This window comes from Caballeronia sp. LZ019, from assembly GCF_031450825.1.
GTDB lineage: Bacteria > Pseudomonadota > Gammaproteobacteria > Burkholderiales > Burkholderiaceae > Caballeronia.
In genome coordinates, this window is sequence record NZ_JARTVZ010000005.1 from 2029065 (window position 1) to 2045652 (window position 16588).

The 16588-nt window shown below is 63.3% G+C and carries 18 protein-coding genes and 1 tRNA gene; 9 read left to right on the forward strand and 10 right to left on the reverse strand.

What is annotated here, in order from left to right; genetic code table 11:
- Positions 1 to 107: 107 nt before the first annotated feature.
- The 3 genes from minC (at position 108) to minE (ending at position 2045) form a co-directional block, all read left to right on the forward strand.
- Positions 108 to 887 (forward strand): septum site-determining protein MinC, encoded by a 780-nt coding sequence (minC, locus tag P9255_RS22920; protein WP_309763066.1) that lies wholly within the window; start codon positions 108 to 110, stop codon positions 885 to 887.
- 78 nt (positions 888 to 965) lie between these two features.
- Positions 966 to 1781 carry a septum site-determining protein MinD gene (gene minD, locus P9255_RS22925; protein WP_309763065.1) on the forward strand — a complete coding sequence of 272 codons (816 nt, stop codon included), beginning with the start codon at positions 966 to 968 and terminating at the stop codon, positions 1779 to 1781.
- 9 nt (positions 1782 to 1790) lie between these two features.
- A complete protein-coding gene (minE, locus tag P9255_RS22930; protein WP_049655730.1) occupies positions 1791 to 2045 on the forward strand; it encodes a cell division topological specificity factor MinE in 255 nt (84 codons plus the stop codon).
- A gap of 121 nt (positions 2046 to 2166) precedes the next feature.
- On the opposite strand, the gene P9255_RS22935 is transcribed toward minE, so the two are convergent.
- Positions 2167 to 3534: a chloride channel protein gene (locus tag P9255_RS22935; protein ID WP_309763064.1), complete on the reverse strand. Its 1368-nt coding sequence runs from the start codon at positions 3532 to 3534 to the stop codon at positions 2167 to 2169.
- A 270-nt stretch (positions 3535 to 3804) separates the two neighbouring features.
- Positions 3805 to 3984, reverse strand: a complete 180-nt coding sequence (locus tag P9255_RS22940) for a hypothetical protein (RefSeq protein ID WP_309763063.1) — start codon at positions 3982 to 3984, stop codon at positions 3805 to 3807.
- Positions 3985 to 4209: 225 nt separating this feature from the next.
- Between P9255_RS22940 and opgC the strand changes: the two genes are divergently transcribed.
- A complete protein-coding gene (opgC, locus tag P9255_RS22945; RefSeq protein WP_309763062.1) occupies positions 4210 to 5409 on the forward strand; it encodes an OpgC domain-containing protein in 1200 nt (399 codons plus the stop codon).
- 15 nt (positions 5410 to 5424) lie between these two features.
- Here the strand turns inward: opgC and P9255_RS22950 are convergent, their stop codons facing one another.
- Positions 5425 to 6729, reverse strand: coding sequence for an MFS transporter (locus P9255_RS22950; RefSeq protein WP_309790472.1), 1305 nt, complete (start codon positions 6727 to 6729; stop codon positions 5425 to 5427).
- A 261-nt stretch (positions 6730 to 6990) separates the two neighbouring features.
- Positions 6991 to 7482, reverse strand: a complete 492-nt coding sequence (locus P9255_RS22955; protein WP_309763060.1) for a TonB family protein — start codon at positions 7480 to 7482, stop codon at positions 6991 to 6993.
- 108 nt (positions 7483 to 7590) lie between these two features.
- On the opposite strand from P9255_RS22955, the gene P9255_RS22960 reads away from it, so the two are divergent.
- Positions 7591 to 7749 (forward strand): hypothetical protein, encoded by a 159-nt coding sequence (locus P9255_RS22960; protein WP_309763059.1) that lies wholly within the window; start codon positions 7591 to 7593, stop codon positions 7747 to 7749.
- Positions 7750 to 7968: 219 nt separating this feature from the next.
- On the opposite strand, the gene P9255_RS22965 is transcribed toward P9255_RS22960, so the two are convergent.
- Positions 7969 to 8292, reverse strand: coding sequence for a hypothetical protein (locus tag P9255_RS22965; RefSeq protein ID WP_309763057.1), 324 nt, complete (start codon positions 8290 to 8292; stop codon positions 7969 to 7971).
- Between the two features lie 1154 nt (positions 8293 to 9446).
- On the opposite strand from P9255_RS22965, the gene P9255_RS22970 reads away from it, so the two are divergent.
- Positions 9447 to 9803 (forward strand): hypothetical protein, encoded by a 357-nt coding sequence (locus P9255_RS22970; protein ID WP_309763056.1) that lies wholly within the window; start codon positions 9447 to 9449, stop codon positions 9801 to 9803.
- Between the two features lie 530 nt (positions 9804 to 10333).
- Here P9255_RS22970 and P9255_RS22975 read toward each other — a convergent pair.
- The 5 genes from P9255_RS22975 to rph all read right to left on the reverse strand — a co-directional run bounded on the left by P9255_RS22975 (position 10334) and on the right by rph (position 14259).
- Positions 10334 to 10423: transfer RNA gene (locus P9255_RS22975), tRNA-Ser, on the reverse strand.
- Positions 10424 to 10468: 45 nt separating this feature from the next.
- Entirely contained in the window at positions 10469 to 11677 is a 1209-nt protein-coding gene (locus P9255_RS22980) for an MFS transporter (RefSeq protein WP_309765324.1), read from the reverse strand.
- An 11-nt stretch (positions 11678 to 11688) separates the two neighbouring features.
- Positions 11689 to 12912: a radical SAM family heme chaperone HemW gene (gene hemW / locus P9255_RS22985; protein WP_309790473.1), complete on the reverse strand. Its 1224-nt coding sequence runs from the start codon at positions 12910 to 12912 to the stop codon at positions 11689 to 11691.
- Positions 12909 to 13508, reverse strand: coding sequence for an RdgB/HAM1 family non-canonical purine NTP pyrophosphatase (gene rdgB, locus P9255_RS22990; protein ID WP_309790791.1), 600 nt, complete (start codon positions 13506 to 13508; stop codon positions 12909 to 12911). Before rdgB ends, hemW begins: the two co-directional genes overlap by 4 nt.
- A gap of 10 nt (positions 13509 to 13518) precedes the next feature.
- On the reverse strand, positions 13519 to 14259 hold the full coding sequence (gene rph, locus P9255_RS22995) for a ribonuclease PH (RefSeq protein WP_309765322.1): 741 nt from the start codon (positions 14257 to 14259) through the stop codon (positions 13519 to 13521).
- A 290-nt stretch (positions 14260 to 14549) separates the two neighbouring features.
- Between rph and P9255_RS23000 the strand changes: the two genes are divergently transcribed.
- The 3 genes from P9255_RS23000 to rpoZ all read left to right on the forward strand — a co-directional run bounded on the left by P9255_RS23000 (position 14550) and on the right by rpoZ (position 16451).
- On the forward strand, positions 14550 to 15494 hold the full coding sequence (locus P9255_RS23000) for a YicC/YloC family endoribonuclease (RefSeq protein WP_309763054.1): 945 nt from the start codon (positions 14550 to 14552) through the stop codon (positions 15492 to 15494).
- 9 nt (positions 15495 to 15503) lie between these two features.
- Positions 15504 to 16178 carry a guanylate kinase gene (gene gmk / locus P9255_RS23005; RefSeq protein WP_309763053.1) on the forward strand — a complete coding sequence of 225 codons (675 nt, stop codon included), beginning with the start codon at positions 15504 to 15506 and terminating at the stop codon, positions 16176 to 16178.
- Between the two features lie 69 nt (positions 16179 to 16247).
- Positions 16248 to 16451 carry a DNA-directed RNA polymerase subunit omega gene (gene rpoZ / locus P9255_RS23010; protein ID WP_006025620.1) on the forward strand — a complete coding sequence of 68 codons (204 nt, stop codon included), beginning with the start codon at positions 16248 to 16250 and terminating at the stop codon, positions 16449 to 16451.
- The last annotated feature ends 137 nt before the right edge of the window (positions 16452 to 16588 follow it).

The following is a 16588-nucleotide window of genomic DNA, read 5'->3' on the forward strand; positions in this document are numbered from 1 at the left end:
CGTGCGCGCCGCACGCACTCATCTGTTCGATGCCAGAAAATCGGCCTGAAAAACTATGGCCGCGAGCGTGTACGCCTGTAAAATACGCAAAATTTTTGGCCGTTCCTATGTCGCTCAACAAAACGCCCTTCTTCGAACTGCGCAGCGGCTCCGTCGACACGCTTCTCTTCGTCGTCAAGACTCCCGACCTCGATGCCCTTCGCACCGAACTCACACGGCGCTTCGAAGCGACTCCCGAATTTTTCGCGAACGACGTCGTCGCCATCGACGTGCGGCGGCTCGCTTCGGCTGAAGGCGGCGAAGGCGAGCGTGTATCGCTGGCGGAGCTGGAGGCGCTGTTGAAGAGCGTGCACATGCGTCCCGTGGGCGTCGTCGCATTGCCGTCGCAGACGTGGGCGATCCAGTGGGCGAACGCGGGCGGCCTGCCCATGCTCGAAGCGCGCGACCGTCGTGGTTCACCGAAGCCTTCGGTGGATGAAGCGAAGCCCAACACCGAAGCCGCCGCCGTCATCGAAGCGGCCGTCGCGAAGGAGCCGCCGCCCGCGCTGCCGCAACCCGCGACCATCATCGACCGGCCGCTGCGCTCGGGGCAGCAGGTGTATGCGAAGGGCGATCTCATCGTGCTCGGGCTGGTGTCGTACGGGGCCGAGGTCATCGCGGAAGGGAACATCCATATCTATGCGCCGTTGCGTGGCCGCGCGCTCGCCGGCGTGCACGGCAATCTCGATGCGCGCATCTTCTGCACGTGCCTCGAGCCGGAACTGATTTCCATCGCCGGAATCTACCGGACGACCGAGAACCCCCTCGCAGCCGATGTGCAAAGCAAGCCCGTGCAGATCTGGCTCGACGAAGAAAAACTCATGATCGAACCGCTGCGGCTGACCTGAAGCCGCGCGCCCGCTGCGTTTGGCGCGCGCTCATGCACGAGGCGCGAGCGGACCTATTGACGAACACAAGGTACTTGTATGGCAAAAATCATTGTGGTGACTTCGGGGAAGGGCGGCGTCGGCAAGACGACCACCAGCGCAAGCTTCGCATCGGCGCTCGCGATTCGCGGCCACAAGACGGCCGTGATCGACTTCGACGTCGGTCTGCGCAACCTCGACCTCATCATGGGCTGTGAACGCCGCGTCGTGTACGACCTGATCAACGTCATTCAGGGCGAAGCGAACCTGCACCAGGCGCTCATCAAGGACAAGAAATGCGAGAACCTTTATATCCTTCCGGCGTCTCAGACGCGTGACAAGGACGCATTGACGCTCGAAGGCGTCGAGAAGGTCATCGACGAACTCATCAAGATGGACTTCGAGTACATCGTGTGCGATTCCCCCGCGGGCATCGAATCCGGCGCGCTGATGGCGATGCACTTCGCGGACGAAGCGCTCATCGTGACGAATCCGGAAGTGTCGTCGGTGCGCGACTCGGACCGCATTCTCGGCATTCTCGCATCGAAGACGAAGCGCGCGATGGAAGGCAAGGAGCCCGTCAAGGAACACCTGCTCATCACACGCTACAACCCGAAGCGCGTGTCGGAAGGCGAGATGCTGTCGCTCAACGACATCCAGGAAATCCTGCGTATCGAGCTGATCGGCGTGATTCCGGAATCGGAAGCGGTGCTGCATGCATCGAACCAGGGTCTGCCGGCCGTGCATCTCGACGGCACCGATGTCGCGGAATCCTACAAGGACGTGGTGTCGCGTTTCCTCGGCGAGGAAAAGGCGCTGCGTTTCACTGACTACCAGAAGCCTGGCCTGCTGCAACGCATCTTCGGCACCAAGTAAGGGGACGCAATGTCGATTCTTTCGTTTTTGCTGGGCGAGAAAAAGAAGTCCGCTACGGTCGCGAAGGAACGCTTGCAGTTGATCATTGCGCACGAGCGCGCGGGTGGCAGAGCCGCCGCCGATTATCTGCCGGCGTTGCAACGGGAACTCGTTGCCGTGATTTCGAAGTACGTGAAGATTTCCGATGACGATATTCGAGTGAGCCTCGAACGTCAGGACGATCTCGAAGTGCTGGAAGTGAAGATCGAGATTCCGCAGGCGTAACGCGCCTTCGCGCATCGCGCGGCGTCATCCGCTTGGCGCGGGGCGTCGCCAAATGAAAAAAGCCAGGATCGGTTGGAACCTGGCTTTTTGCTTTTGCGCGCTATCGTTTGCGTGCCGCGATTCACGTCCGTTTTTCGACGCGCGTCTCTTCGGCTTCCGGCACTTCCGGCGATGGCGCTTGCGGCGCCACAGGCGTCAGATAGCGCTCCGACAGCGCTTCATAGAGCGGCGGCGCGAACGCGCGCGACACGCGGCTCGAGATGAGTGCAGTCGCCATCAGCGAGATCACGAGCGCGTGGCCGTTGATCATCTCCATCACGATGACGAACGCCGTGATCGGCGACTGCGTGACGGCGGCGAGATAGCCGACCATCGCGAGCGCGATCAGCATCGGCAACGGCATGTCGGTGAAGAGCATGTGGATCACGTTGCCGAAGCCCGCGCCAATGGAGAGCGACGGCGCAAAGATGCCACCGGGGATGCCCGGCAGATACGAGCCGATCATCGACACCATTTTCAGCAGCGGATAAAACACCGACAGATGCTCGCGTCCTTCGAGCAGGCCGCGTGCTTCCGCGTAGCCGCTGCCGAACGTCGTGCCACCCGACACGACGCCCACTACAGCGATGACGAGCCCGCACAGCGCCGCGAAGACGACCGGACGCGACGCGTGCAGTGTGCGCAGCGGCGCGGGAATCCATTTCGCCGTATTGAGCAGCAGCCAGCAGAAGACGCCGCCCGCAATGCCGGTAATGACCGCCGTGACGACGACCGCCACCGCGAGCAGACTGGGAAAGTGCGCGCCGACGTCGATGGTGCCGAAGTACGTGTAGTTGCCGTTCAGCCCCAGCGCGACGATACCCGCGATGATGATGCCCGTGATCAGCACGCCGCTTGCGCGCGTCGAGAAACTGCGCGTGAGTTCCTCGATCGCGAACACGATGCCCGCAAGCGGCGTGTTGAACGCCGCCGACAAGCCGGCCGCCGCGCCCGCCAGCACGAGTTGCCGTTCGATCAGCGAATTCGAACGCGGATAGAAGCGCCGCATGTTGAACATCAGCGCCGCGCCGACTTGCACGGTCGGTCCTTCGCGTCCGATCGTGAAGCCGCCGAGAATCGCGATGAACGAGACGGCGATCTTGCTCGCGAGAATCTTCAGCGTCAGCAGCCGCCTGCCTGCCGCCGCCGATGTCGGACTATGCAGCACGGCGATGACCTGCGGGATGCCGCTGCCTTCCGAGCCGCGAAAGAAACTGCGCGTGAGAAAGACGCACAGCGCCGCGACCGCCGGCGTCACGATGAGCGGCAGCCACGGATGCCCGGCGCGATAGTGCATGAAAAGGTCGTAGCCCCAGTCGATGAGCCGCGCGTAGTACACCGCGACGAGACCGACGAGGATCGCACCCAGCCAGAAGATGCCGTAGCGCCGCCAGAGACTGCGCGTGCGGCGCGTGGTGAGGGTCGAGAGGGAGCGGAGCGCTCGGAGCATGCGTTAGCCGTCGCTTTCGAAGGAGCGCCGATTATAACGACCATCTCATAAACGATGGCGCGCCGCGCGAGAAGCGAAAGACCGCCAGAAAAAAGAACAGGCGCGAGGCTTTCGCCGGGCGCCCAGGAAACGCTCCCACAAAGCAGGAGCGGAGAGGAGAAGAGCGCCGCGCGCGCCGGAAGAGATTCGTCGGCAAGCGCGGCATCACACGTTCGGACTAGACCCTGTGATGGAAGTTCAATCGACTTTCGAACTTCTTCGCTCGATCGATCAAGCCGTAAGTACTTCGAAAGCAACGACTGCCGCGATCGCGCCGAGATTGGCGATGACCGCTTCGCACACGACCCCGCGCCATGTCGCGGGGCGGAACCGGATCGCAAGCAGGAGGGCGACGGACAGCGCGATGGCGATCATCGCGACGAGATGCGAGGTTTGAAAAAAGAGGCGCATGGTGGTCCCCGTTGAATGCCTTGCTTCGATCGAGTATAGGCACGCCGCGTTCAGCGGCAAACCGGCAGAAACGCCATATTCCCGCCACATTGCGGACGGCGTTCAGGTGTTAGCTTTGATGCACGCATTTCAGGGAATCTTTCAGCAAGGCCGGTTACCAACCCGCATGCGCGCAATCGTCCCTGAGAGGCGCGCCCGACCGCAGTCCGTTGGAGCTTCCGATCGATGACTTCCCCGACCACACGTTCTCTCGAAGTCGATTTCTTCCGGGGAATCGTGCTGCTGGTCATCGCGGTCGACCATATATCGGGAAGCGTGTTGTCGCACTTCACGCTGCATCGCTACGCGTTCTGCGACTCCGCTGAAGTCTTCGTCTTTCTTGGCGGTTATGCGTCGGCGGCGGCTTACACGGCGCTCGCGACTCGCCGTGGCAACCCGGCCGCTCGCCGACGCTTTTTCAGACGAAGCTGGGAGATCTATCGCGCGTATCTTCTGACGGCGATGCTGATGCTGCTCTGCGGCGCGCTCCTGATGTTCCTTCGGATCGATTCGCCGATGCTGCAGTACACCGAATGGCCTGCGCTGCTCGGGCGTCCCTTCGGCCTGATGCTCGATGTCGCGACGTTGCGTCAGCAGCCGTATCTGTCGTCGGTGCTGCCGATGTATGCGCTCTTCGCCCTTGCCGTGCCGGTCGCCGCGCCGCTCGCGCAACGCAGGCCCGTCGCCGTGATGTTCGGGAGCCTGCTGCTGTGGCTCGCCGCCGCGCCGCTCGCGCATGCGCTGCCGGCATCGTATGCGCAGGCATGGTCCTTCAACCCTTTTGCCTGGCAGCTCATGTTCGTGGCGGGCGTGCTGGCGCGCGCGCAGCCGGTCAGCGCCACGTTTCACGCGAGCCGGACCGCGCGCTGGCTCACGTGCGTCGCGGTCGCGTTCGCGCTGACGTTTGCGTTCGCCAAGCTCTTTCTCGAGACGCAGGCGCCGCCGGGATACATGAAGCAGAACCTCGCGACGCTGCGCATCGTGAGTTTCGCGGTCGTCGCGTGGATCGTTGCGCGGGCGGTGTATCGAGGATGGATAGGCGACCTCGCGCGCAGGCTGCCGGGCGTCGTCACGGTGGGGCAGCAGGGGCTCGTGTGCTTCATCGCGGGCACCTGCGTGTCGCTCGTGCTGGATACGGCGCTGCGCGTGATGGGCGTCGATCAGCTTGGACGGACGCCGTCGCACTGGCTCGCGGGGCTCGCCGCCGATGCGCTCGCCGTCGGCGTGCTGCTATGGCTCGCGCGCGTTTGGGCGGATCGCAAGGCGGCGAAGGCGGTCCGAGCGAAAGAGGCGGCGCGCGCCGGCGCGAAACCGGCGCGGCGGCTGCCGGTCATCGAGCAGCGGCCGGCGCCCGCGCATGCCGTCGACCGGCGGCGCGAGCGCTGAGCGTATCGGCTCCGATCACTCCAGCGTGATATCGCGCGTTTCGCGCATGGCCAGCACGGCGAAGAGACTCACCGCCGCCGCCACCGACACATAAGCGCCGACCCACGCCAGCCCGCCGCGATTGGCGAGCAGTTGCGCGATATACGGCGCCACCGATGCGCCCAGAATCCCGCCCAGGTTGTAGGCGACGCCCGCGCCCGTGTAACGCACGTTCGTCGGGAAGAGTTCGGGCAGAAGCGCGCCCATCGGTGCGAAGGTGACGCCCATCAGGAACAGTTCGATCACCAGGAAGAGCGCGACGTAAGCCGTGTTGCCGCTGCCGAGCAACGGCGACATCGCGAAGCCCGAGAGGATCGCCGCGATGCAGCCGACGGCCAGCACCGGCTTGCGGCCGAAGCGGTCGCTGGCGATGGCGGAAATCGGCGTGGCGATCGCCATGAACAGCACGGCGAAGCACAGCAGGCTGAGGAACTTTTCGCGCGAGAAGTGCAGCGTCGCGACGCCGTAGGACAGCGAAAAGACCGTCGAGATATAGAACAGCGTGTAGCAGACGACCATCGCGAGCGCGCCCAGCAGCGTCGGCCCGAGATGGCGGCCGAGCAGCGTCGCGATGGGCACGCGCACGCGCTCCTGTCGCTCGAGTGCGGCGCGGAACGCAGGCGTTTCCGCAATTTTCAGGCGCACGTAGAGGCCGAGCGCCACCAGCACCGCGCTGACGATGAACGGGACGCGCCAGCCCCAGCTGCGGAACTGCTCGTCGGAAAGGGAGAGGGCGAGCCCGAAGAACAATCCGTTCGACGCCAGGAACCCGACCGATGGCCCCAGTTGCGGAAACATGCCGAAGAGACCGCGCTTGCCCTTCGGCGCATATTCGGTCGCGAGCAGCGCCGCGCCGCCCCATTCGCCGCCGAGCCCGATGCCTTGCCCGAAGCGCAGGATGCACAACAGCACGGGCGCAAGACTGCCGATGGAATCGTAGCCCGGCACGAAGCCGATGAGCGTCGTGGAAACGCCCATCACGAGCAGGGAGGCGACGAGCGTCGACTTGCGCCCGACGCGATCGCCGAAATGCCCGAACAGGAACGAGCCGACCGGACGCGCGAGAAACGCGATGCCGAACGTGACGAACGCCGACAACGCCTGCGCCGCCGGCGATCCGTGCGGGAAGAACACCGGTCCGATGACAAGCGCGGCGGCGGTCGCGTACACGTAGAAGTCGTAGAACTCGATCGCGGTTCCGATGAAGCTCGCGAAGATCACGCGCGAGGTGCTTTGGGCTTTATCGCCGGAATTTTCGGCGGAAAGCGGGGTTGAGGACATGGTGTCTCCGTTTCATGAAACGCTGTTGCGCGCATCGACGGCACATGGACGATGGCGCTCGGTCATGCTTTTATAGGGATTGGATACGATGCCTCGTGCTGCGCGGGAGTGGTGCGCGAGGCGGTGCGGCGTGGCCGCATGGGCGCTTCGCACGGCGCGCGGGGTCGGCGCGCGGCGAAGGCGGTGCCGGTGGAGCCGGCAGGGGTGTCAAAAATTATATCGACCGGGCGCGGGGAGCGCCAACTCGTTCGCCGGCGCGCGCTAATCGATGGTCGTCGCTTGCGGCGAGTGCGATGTCTGCAGCTGGAACTGGCCGTTGTCGTTGAACATCCATCCTTCGAAAAGCTCGATCTGTCCGCTGCCGTTCAGGAGCCGCGCGGGCGGCGCGGGCAGCGGCGCGGATCGACGCAGCGACGCGAGCGCGGTGGCTTCGGCTTCATCGTCCCCGTTCGTGCGATACACCGACGAGTGCACCACCCGCCCGCTGCGATCGACGGTGAACGAGACGAGGACGAAGGAGCGAAGCATCGCCTGCGGCGTGCCACGCAGCACGAGCGACGGATTGCGCTCGAAGATGCGCTCGGCGATGCGCGCCTTGTAGTCGTCGAGTGTCGGGCTGGGCGCGGGTGTGGCGGGCGCCGTGGCGCGCGCCTGCAGCACGCCGGGCGGCGGCGTGATGGTGCAGGCGGTGGTCGCGAGAAGGAGCATCGACGCGAGGCAGATGCCCGACCGTCGCAGGAATATGGCGAACATGAGCGAAAGAACGGGTGACGCGATGATTCAATAGTAGTCGGTGGTGGCGTCGACGGGTGCATAACTTGCTATCGATGGTTCACCATCGAACGGAGAAAGGAGGGAGTCATGAGCAGCGAAGCGAATCGGCCTGAAGACGCGCAGCCCGCCGAGCATAGCGACAACGAGAAGAGCAAGCTGCCGGAGCGTGACGATGCAGGTCGCAAGCAGGCGCCGAACGACCAGCCGGGGAAAGAGCCGGGCGAAGGCGAGCCGCCGGTGGGTTGAGCGCAGCGCCGGTGCGGTGCTAAGGTAGGGGCGAGGCGCCCCGTGCCTCTTGGGAGAATGCCATGTCACCCGCTAACGATCCCCCTTCCAACGGCGCGCCTGAGCAACAACCCCCGCCGTCACCGGACGAGAACGCATCCGTTCCCGATGCCGACAAGGCCGAGCCGGCGCCGCACGAGCGTCCTGTCAGGACGGACGACAACTGACGCGAGGTCCGCATCAGTCGCGGTACGGCTTGACCAGTTCGGCGCAGCGCAGCGGCGTGATGGAACGCGTGGCGGCGGAATCGGTCGCGCGCGTTTCCACGCAGCGATAGACGCTGTTTGTCTTTTGCAGGAGGTAGGTGTCTTCGGGCAGCCCCGTGCTGCGCGCGGCGACGCTCGTCGTGCTGACCATCGTGTAGCCGTTCTGAATGAGGTCGAAGAGCGTTGTTTCAGATGCGCGCCATTGGGCGTTGGGTGTTTCTTCGGCGCGGGTGGACGGGGCCATGGCGAGCGGCGCGAGCGCGAGAAGAATTGCCGGGATGCCGCTTGGAAATTTCATGCACGGTGCTCCGCGTAAGGAATGGAGGCGTGTTAGATAGAGCGCAGGCGAGGGCGTTCCAAAGCGAATGCATCGCATGCGGGCGTGCAGGGGCACGTATCCTCATAGGTCGATTGCCGATGCCCGCGAGCTGAGCTGAGAAGGCAACGGGAGCGCTTCAATCAACGAACCCGACTCAGGCGCATCTTTTTACGCTGCTTCGCAGCGCGGTCGTTATTGGAAACGTTACCCCATTGGCTTTTCAGAATAACGCACTGGTTTCGTTTCGCCGTTTTGTGGTACTTCTGACGCTCTCTTTCAAGACAGCGGAGAGGTAAGGAACGCAATGTTTCACCTTGGTCCGGACTACGGCATTCACGACGAAAACAACCGGTACACATATCTGTTTTGGCAGAGCATTCATCGATCGGTTTATCTCAGCGTGAGAAATCCACGTATGTTTTTTCCGGCTAGCCATTACTGTTTTTGCACAAACCGGAATGCCACGGAAGTGACTCGCGAAGAGATAGACGCTATCACCATAGCCATGAGAGTCGCCCGCCACGCATTCCTCAACCGTTTCACCGTGATTCGATTATCGAGCTCCGACTCTGACTTGCGTTCGGCGCTCGGTCGCTCCGATAGGTCCTTTCCGCATTGGGTATGGCGGGAAACAAGGGAGATCGCGCAGGCCGTGCGCGAAGCGGTGACGCGAGGCGATTCGATTTTCGTGCCGACGCCCGATGACTTGCGAGTCTGCGTGAAGTCAATTCAGGAAGACCGGCGCAAGCCGCAGGCGATTACCGCGCAATCCGAGCGGTTCAAAAGTACGGCGGGGGGCTGCGAATGCCCCAGGAGGTCGATGAGCCATCGAGCCTGTCAGAAGTTACACCGCTTGCAGACGCCCAGCCGTTCGAATATTCGCCGGACATGCCAGACGGTGACGTGTGGGACGTTGCAAAGACGCCGAATCTCGGGGAACCGGGAAGCTGGTACACGAATTCCGGCAGCGGTCAAATGCGGCTCTATGGTTCTGACGGCAGGCCCGTAGTTGATCTGGATTTCGATCATGTCCACAACGGCTTACGGCCGCACGCGCATAAGTGGGGAACCGGGGGCCGCGATACCGGATACGACGTAGTTCCTTTTAGCCCTTGGTCCTATTAAGAGGATGTATGCAATCGTTCCATGATTGGTTCCGGGTCGGCGTCTCGCTGGATATGGGGACTCATGAGTTAACCATTCAACTTTGCGACGACTTCAAGAAACGCCGCGCCAGCATCTACTTCGAAGGGGCTACTCGTTTCATCGTCGAGGGATTCGTTGCTCAGAACGTCGTCTACAGTTTGACGCTACTGACGGAGTCCTCGACTGAATACGCAGTGGCACGAAAGGCATTGGAGGAGGCGCATCCCTGGGGTGATAACTGGCCCATGAAGAAGATCGCAAGAATCTCCGCGTCGCTCGGCGCCGAGGCAACGGTTGAATTCGACAGGATGCGGTCGGTCGAAGTCGACTCTCATAACCAGTGAGAACACAAAGCTAACATTGCACCGGCAGTAACAGGATGCGGTTGTATGTGAGCGATGGCAGCGGTTGTGGACCTCGACTTCGATCATGACCATGAACAAAGCGTATCGCACGCCCAGAAATGGAGCGTCAAGTTCTTTCACCGGGAAAGATAGTTGCGGGCGCCGCTCACTACTCTTCCGTTGACCAGCGGATGATTACTTCCAGATTCACGCCCGTTCAAACCCTTGCCGATGCACCCAATTTTCACGACGCCGAACTTGTTGCGGTGGAGCATGATCCGGACTCGCGGTCGCTCCGTCTTTCCGAGCGGCGCTGTGACAGCGTCGTGACCACCATGCATGCGCAGGCTCGAACGGGGTTCGCTGACGACGGAAGGGCGCTTTCGTCGGAACAGTTTTTCGCGCTTTCGCAGACGGTGAGGGCGAGCACTGTAGCCGTTCAACGTTGAGCGCCTTGTCTGATCGGCTGAAAGGCCGGTTGCGAAAAGGCCCCGTAAGTCACTTGACTGACGGGGCCTTTGTTCTGTCGCTGGCGGAGGCGGTGAGATTCGAACTCACGGAAGGATCGCTCCTTCGCCGGTTTTCAAGACCGGTGCCTTAAACCGCTCGGCCACACCTCCAGCAAGGCGCGTATTGTAGCGCAACTCGCCAGCCGGAAGAAACGCTCAGCCTTCCAGCGTGCGCGTCGCCTTCAGCGCGGGGAAAAGCCGCATCCACAGCAATGCAACCGCAATCGTGCCGATACCCCCGATCAGCACCGCCGGCACCGCGCCGAACAGGCCCGCCGTCATCCCCGATTCGAATTCGCCGAGCTGGTTCGACGTCCCTATGAAAAGCGAATTGATCGCGCCGACGCGTCCGCGCATCTCGTCCGGCGTCTGCAATTGAACGAGCGACATGCGCACGACCACGCTGATCACATCCGATGCGCCCAGCGCCGCCAGCGCGATCAGCGACACATAGAGATTGCTCGACAGCCCGAACACGATCGTCGCGATGCCGAACGCGATCACGCCGCCGAAAAGCGCCGTCCCCGCGCGCCGTCGCAGCGGAAAATGCGCAAGCCAGATCGATCCGGCCAACGCGCCCGCCGCCGGCGCGGCCCGCAACACGCCCAGCCCCCACGGACCGGTATGCAGGATGTCACGCGCGAACACGGGCAGCAGCGCCGTCGCGCCGCCAAGCAGCACCGCAAAGAGATCGAGCGACAGCGCACCGAGAATCACCGGCTTGCTTCGAATGAAGCCGATCCCGCTGAACAACGCCGCAAACGACAAAGGCGCACGCATGCGGACGGCTTCGTCGATGCGGATCGCCCCGACCGCGCAAGCCGCGACGATGAACGCGACCGTCACCGCGCCATAAACGGTCGACGCGCCGAGCCCGTAAAGCAGGCCACCCATCGCCGGGCCAAGGATCTGCGCGGTCTGATTCGCCGATGTCGACCACGCGCTCGCGTGCTGCAACTGGTTGCGCGCGACGAGATTCGGCAGCAGCGCCGCCATCGATGGCGATTCGAATGCGCGCGCAGCGCCGGTGATCATCGCGATCGCGTAGATCGGCCCGACGTGGTCCCAGCCGCGCCACGCCCCGAAGCACAGCACCAGCGCCGCGATGCCCTCGATCGTCTGACAGACGTACGCAATGGTGCGCCGGTCATAGCGATCCGCCACATGCCCGACCACGAGCGTGAGCACGAACATCGGCAGGAACTGCGCGAGCCCGACGAGCCCGAGCGCAAACGCGCTGTGCGTGATCGAATAGACCTGCCATCCGATCGCGACCGACATCATCTGAAACGCCACCGACGACATCACCCGCGCGCTCCAGAAAAGCGCGAACGGACGATGCCGCATCACCGAGCCGGGCGCCATCGTCGGCGCGCTCAACGGTCCGTATCCTTCAGGAACAGCTCCTGCAGATCGTTCAGAAACCGCTGGCCGAGTTCGGTCGGCGCAATGCGCTCGAAATCGCGCGTGATGAGTCCGCGCTTCTCCGCTTCGACGAGCGCGGGCTCGATGGCGGACATCGCCAGGCCCGTGCGCTCGACGAACGCGTGCACCGGAAAACCCTCGACCAGCCGCAGCGTGTTCAGCATGAACTCGAAAGGCAGATCGCGCGGACCGACTTCACGCTCTTCCTGAACCGCGCTCTGCCCGGACGACAACGCCTGATCCATATACGTCGACGGATGCTTGAAGCGCGCCTGCCGCACGATCTTCTGCGGAAAGGACAGCTTGGTATGCGCGCCGGCACCGATGCCGAGATAGTCGCCGAAACGCCAGTAGTTCAGATTGTGCCGGCTCTGCCGATGCGGCTTCGCATACGCCGATACTTCGTAGCGCTCGTAGCCCGCATCTCGCGTGCGCTCGTGAATCCAGTCCTGCATGTCGGCGGCGGCATCGTCGTCGGGCAAGGCGGGCGGATACTTCGCAAAGAGCGTGTTCGGCTCCATCGTCAGGTGATACAGCGACAGATGCGGCGGCGCGAACGCAATCGCCGTCTCGATGTCCTGCCGGCATTCGGCGAGCGTCTGCTGCGGCAACGCGAACATCAGATCGAGATTGAAGTTGTCGAAGTGCTTCCCGGCGATCTCCACCGCGCGCCTGGCTTGCGTCGCATCGTGGATGCGCCCGAGCGCCTTCAGATGCGCCTCGTTGAAGCTCTGAATGCCGATCGACAGGCGATTCACCCCGCTTGCCCGATACTGCGCGAACTTCTCGGCTTCGAACGTGCCCGGGTTGGCTTCGAGCGTGATCTCCGCGTCGGCGTCGAGGGGGAGCAGGGCGCGGGCATCGGACAACAAGCGATCGAGCCCCTTCGCCGAGAGCAACGACGGCGTGCCGCCGCCGATGAAGATGGTATGGACCTGACGTCCCCATACGAGCGGCAACGCGCTTTCGAGATCGGCGCGCAACGCATCGAGATAACGGTCTTCGGGGAAGGTATCGTCCTTCGATTCGTGCGAGTTGAAATCGCAGTACGGACACTTGCGCACGCACCACGGAAAATGCACATAAAGCGAAAGCGGCGGCAGCGACGTGAGCCGGATGCTTCCCGGCGACGTGAACGCCTGAACGACATTGATCGTCTTCGGTCCCGTGCTCACGCCAGTTCCTTCAGCCGTTGCAGCAGATCACGCAGCGCGAGCGCACGATGGCTCAGCGCGTTCTTGCGTGCGGGCTCGAGTTCGGCGGCCGTCGCGTTGAGCGTCGGCAGAAAGAAATAAGGATCGTAGCCGAAGCCGTTCGCGCCGCGCGGCGCATCGATTACTTCGCCATGCCAACGGCCTTCCGCGATGAGCGGTTCGGGATCGTTCGCATGCCGCACCAGCACGAGCACGCAGAAATAGTAAGCGCGGCGGTCGGTCTCGTTCGCGAGGTCCGCGACGAGCCGCGCATTGTTGGCGGCGTCGCTTTTTTCGCCGCCGTTGATCATCGCGTAGCGCGCCGAATAGACGCCGGGTGCGCCGTTCAGCGCACGCACGCAGAGGCCGGAGTCGTCCGCGAGCGCGGGCAGGCCCGTCAGCGACGACGCGTGACGCGCCTTCGCCAGCGCATTCTCGACGAACGTCGCATGGGGCTCTTCCGCTTCCGGCACGCCGAGCTCGCCCTGCGCGATAAGTTCGATGCCCGCCGCCCCCAGCAGCGATGCGAATTCGCGCAGCTTGCCCGCGTTATTGGACGCGAGCACCACGCGCTTCATGCCGTGCGTATCAGACACCTTCGATCTCCAGCGCGGCCTTCTGCTTCGCGATCAGCGCCCTGATTCCGCTATCCGCGAGATCGAGCAGCGCGTTCATTTCGTCACGCGAGAACGGCGCGCCTTCCGCCGTGCCCTGCACCTCGACGAAACCGCCTGCGCCCGTCATCACGACGTTCATGTCGGTATCGCATTGCGAGTCTTCTTCGTAGTCGAGATCGAGCACCGGCGATCCATCGAAGATGCCGACCGAAATCGCAGCGACGAAGTCCTTCACCGGCGATTGCGCGATGCGCCCGCTTGCCAGCAGCTTCGTTGCCGCATCGTGCGCGGCGACGAACGCGCCGGTGATGCTCGCCGTGCGCGTGCCGCCGTCCGCCTGGATCACGTCGCAATCGATATGCAGCGTGCGCGGGCCGAGCGCGTTCAGGTCGAACACCGAGCGCAGCGCGCGGCCGATCAAACGCTGGATTTCCTGCGTGCGGCCCGTCTGCTTGCCACGCGCGGCTTCGCGGTCGCTGCGCGTGTGCGTCGCGCGCGGCAGCATGCCGTATTCCGCGGTCAGCCAGCCTTGCTCGCGTCCGCTCAGAAACGCAGGCACGCGCTCGGCGATGCTCGCCGTGCAGATCACCTTGGTATCGCCGAACTCGACGAGCACCGATCCTTCCGCGTGCTTTGTGTAATGCCGCGTGATGCGAACATCGCGCAACTGATTGTCGCGACGGCCGCTCGGACGTGGAATGGAAGGCTTCAGCAGGGGAGAGTCGGTCATGGTGATCCGCAGTAAGAGAGGTCAGGCGCGGCTTCGAATCCGAGCGCGCCGGGTGAAGCAATTTTATCGTCATTCAACGGGTGGCGTTGCCGGGCGCGGCGGGGATCGGATGTTTCGGGCGCGCCTTTCCGGGCGGCCCGCGCGGCAAAAATGGGATAATGCCGATTCATCGCCCGGCGGCACGCGCGTGCCCATCCCAATGCACCTTCAGACACGCCGGGCGTTTCGTTGAACCGGCCTTCGCAAGCAAGGCTCACATCGCGGGACGGACCATGATCTACAGCATGACAGGCTATGCCAGCGCGACGCGGGAAGTCGTCGCGAATGGCGCGGGACCCAATGGCGCGGGCGGTTCGGGCGTCGGCGTATCGGTCGAATTGCGCACGGTGAATTCGCGCTTTCTCGACCTGAATTTCCGCATGCCCGAAGACGTGCGCGCGACGGAACCGCAACTGCGCGAAATGCTGATGACGAAGCTCTCGCGCGGCAAGGTCGATATTCGCATCAACCTGAATCGCGTCGAGCAGACGGCGAACGCGGGCGCGCTCAATCGCGATGCGCTCACGCAACTCGCGACGCTCGAGCGCGCGGTGCTCGACGTTTTCCCCGATGCGGAGCGCATGCGCACCGGCGAGATTCTTCGCTGGCCGGGCGTGCTGGCGGAAAGCTCGGTGTCGCCGGAAACGCTGCGCGAAGCGGTGCTCGCGTGCGGCAAGCAGGCCATCGCCGATCTCATCGACGTGCGCGCGCGTGAAGGCGCGGCGCTTGGCAACGTGCTCGTCAGCAACGTGACGGAAATGGAAGCGATCGTCGCGCGCATCACGCCGCTCGTGCCGGAACTCATCGCCAAGCATCAGCAGAAGATCGTCGAGCGATTGCAGGATGCGCTCGGCATCGCGACTGCCGAGAACGCCGCGACGACGAGCGTGCCGCGCGAAGAGATTGCCGAGCGCATCCGTCAGGAGGTGACGATGTACGGCATTCGTATCGACATCGCCGAAGAGTTGCAGCGGCTGACCGCGCACCTCGCCGAAACGCGCCACGTGCTGCAGAAGGGCGGCAAGGTCGGCAAGCGGCTCGACTTCATGATGCAGGAGCTCAATCGCGAAGCGAACACGCTCGGCTCCAAGGCGGCCGCGAAGGAACTCGCGGATGCATCGATGACGCTCAAGCTGCTCATCGAACAGATGCGCGAACAAGTACAGAATCTGGAGTAACGCAACATCATGCCGAACACCACACATCGCTCGCATAGCAACTATACGGGCGTCTATCCCGGCAACCTGTTCATGGTGGTCGCGCCGTCGGGCGCGGGCAAGTCCACGCTCGTCAACGCGCTGCTCGCCCAGGACCCGGCCATTCGCCTGTCGGTGTCGTACACCACGCGCGATCCGCGTCCGATGGAAACCAACGGCGTGCAATATCACTTCGTGTCGGTCGAAGACTTCATGGAACGGCACGACAAGGGCGAGTTCCTCGAGAGCGCCGAGGTCCACGGCAATTACTACGCGACCTCGCGCCTGTGGATCGAAGACCAGATGAAGATGGGCCACGACGTGCTGCTCGAAATCGACTGGCAGGGCGCGCAACAGGTCAAGAAGCAGTTCCGGAACGCGGTGGAGATTTTCATTCTGCCGCCGTCGCTCGATGCGCTCGAAGACCGGCTCAAGAAGCGCGGACAGGACTCCGAAAAAGTGATCGTGCGACGCCTGCTCGCGGCGGGCAGCGAGATGGCGCATGCATCGGAGGCGGAGTATGTGGTCATCAACGAGAACTTCGATCGCGCGCTCACCGAACTGCAATGCCTCGTCACGGCGACGCGCCTGCGCTTCACGTCTCAATACGCGCGTCATACGCAGCTTTTCGTCGACCTCGGCATTCATCCCTCGCACGCGTCGTGACGCGAGCCGTGGCCGGGGCGTATCGGTCACATAAGGTAGAATAAAACTCATATTGAGAAGGAAACAAACATGGCCCGCATTACCGTCGAAGACTGCCTGAAACAAATTCCGAATCGCTTCGAGCTGGCGCTCGCGGCAACGTATCGTGCGCGCCAGCTGGCGCAAGGTCACACCCCGAAGATCGAAAGCCGCGACAAGCCGACCGTCGTCGCGCTGCGCGAAATCGCAGCGGGGCAAGTCGGCGTCGAAATGCTGAAGAAGGTGCCCGTCTAAGGGCCGCCGGCTTCAACGTCCGGCTTCAACGTCTTATCGCATCACACGCGTTTCATTTCCTGCAACCGGCGCGACAGATCGTCAAGCGGCGCGTCACACGAACACGGAGGCGAACTTGAGTCAGACACCGTTGCCCG

What these genes read in the sequence shown, in the direction of transcription:
- P9255_RS22960 (WP_309763059.1), top strand. Translation starts at nt 7,591, where the DNA reads ATGAGCAGCGAAGCGAATCGGCCTGAAGACGCGCAGCCCGCCGAGCAT.
- rdgB (WP_309790791.1), bottom strand. Translation starts at nt 13,508, where the DNA reads ATGAAGCGCGTGGTGCTCGCGTCCAATAACGCGGGCAAGCTGCGCGAA.
- P9255_RS22970 (WP_309763056.1), top strand. Translation starts at nt 9,447, where the DNA reads ATGCAATCGTTCCATGATTGGTTCCGGGTCGGCGTCTCGCTGGATATG.
- gmk (WP_309763053.1), top strand. Translation starts at nt 15,504, where the DNA reads ATGCCGAACACCACACATCGCTCGCATAGCAACTATACGGGCGTCTAT.
- rpoZ (WP_006025620.1), top strand. Translation starts at nt 16,248, where the DNA reads ATGGCCCGCATTACCGTCGAAGACTGCCTGAAACAAATTCCGAATCGC.
- P9255_RS22940 (WP_309763063.1), bottom strand. Translation starts at nt 3,984, where the DNA reads ATGCGCCTCTTTTTTCAAACCTCGCATCTCGTCGCGATGATCGCCATC.
- P9255_RS22965 (WP_309763057.1), bottom strand. Translation starts at nt 8,292, where the DNA reads ATGAAATTTCCAAGCGGCATCCCGGCAATTCTTCTCGCGCTCGCGCCG.
- P9255_RS22980 (WP_309765324.1), bottom strand. Translation starts at nt 11,677, where the DNA reads ATGGCGCCCGGCTCGGTGATGCGGCATCGTCCGTTCGCGCTTTTCTGG.
- minD (WP_309763065.1), top strand. Translation starts at nt 966, where the DNA reads ATGGCAAAAATCATTGTGGTGACTTCGGGGAAGGGCGGCGTCGGCAAG.
- minC (WP_309763066.1), top strand. Translation starts at nt 108, where the DNA reads ATGTCGCTCAACAAAACGCCCTTCTTCGAACTGCGCAGCGGCTCCGTC.
- minE (WP_049655730.1), top strand. Translation starts at nt 1,791, where the DNA reads ATGTCGATTCTTTCGTTTTTGCTGGGCGAGAAAAAGAAGTCCGCTACG.
- P9255_RS22935 (WP_309763064.1), bottom strand. Translation starts at nt 3,534, where the DNA reads ATGCTCCGAGCGCTCCGCTCCCTCTCGACCCTCACCACGCGCCGCACG.
- P9255_RS22950 (WP_309790472.1), bottom strand. Translation starts at nt 6,729, where the DNA reads ATGTCCTCAACCCCGCTTTCCGCCGAAAATTCCGGCGATAAAGCCCAA.
- P9255_RS23000 (WP_309763054.1), top strand. Translation starts at nt 14,550, where the DNA reads ATGATCTACAGCATGACAGGCTATGCCAGCGCGACGCGGGAAGTCGTC.
- P9255_RS22955 (WP_309763060.1), bottom strand. Translation starts at nt 7,482, where the DNA reads ATGTTCGCCATATTCCTGCGACGGTCGGGCATCTGCCTCGCGTCGATG.
- opgC (WP_309763062.1), top strand. Translation starts at nt 4,210, where the DNA reads ATGACTTCCCCGACCACACGTTCTCTCGAAGTCGATTTCTTCCGGGGA.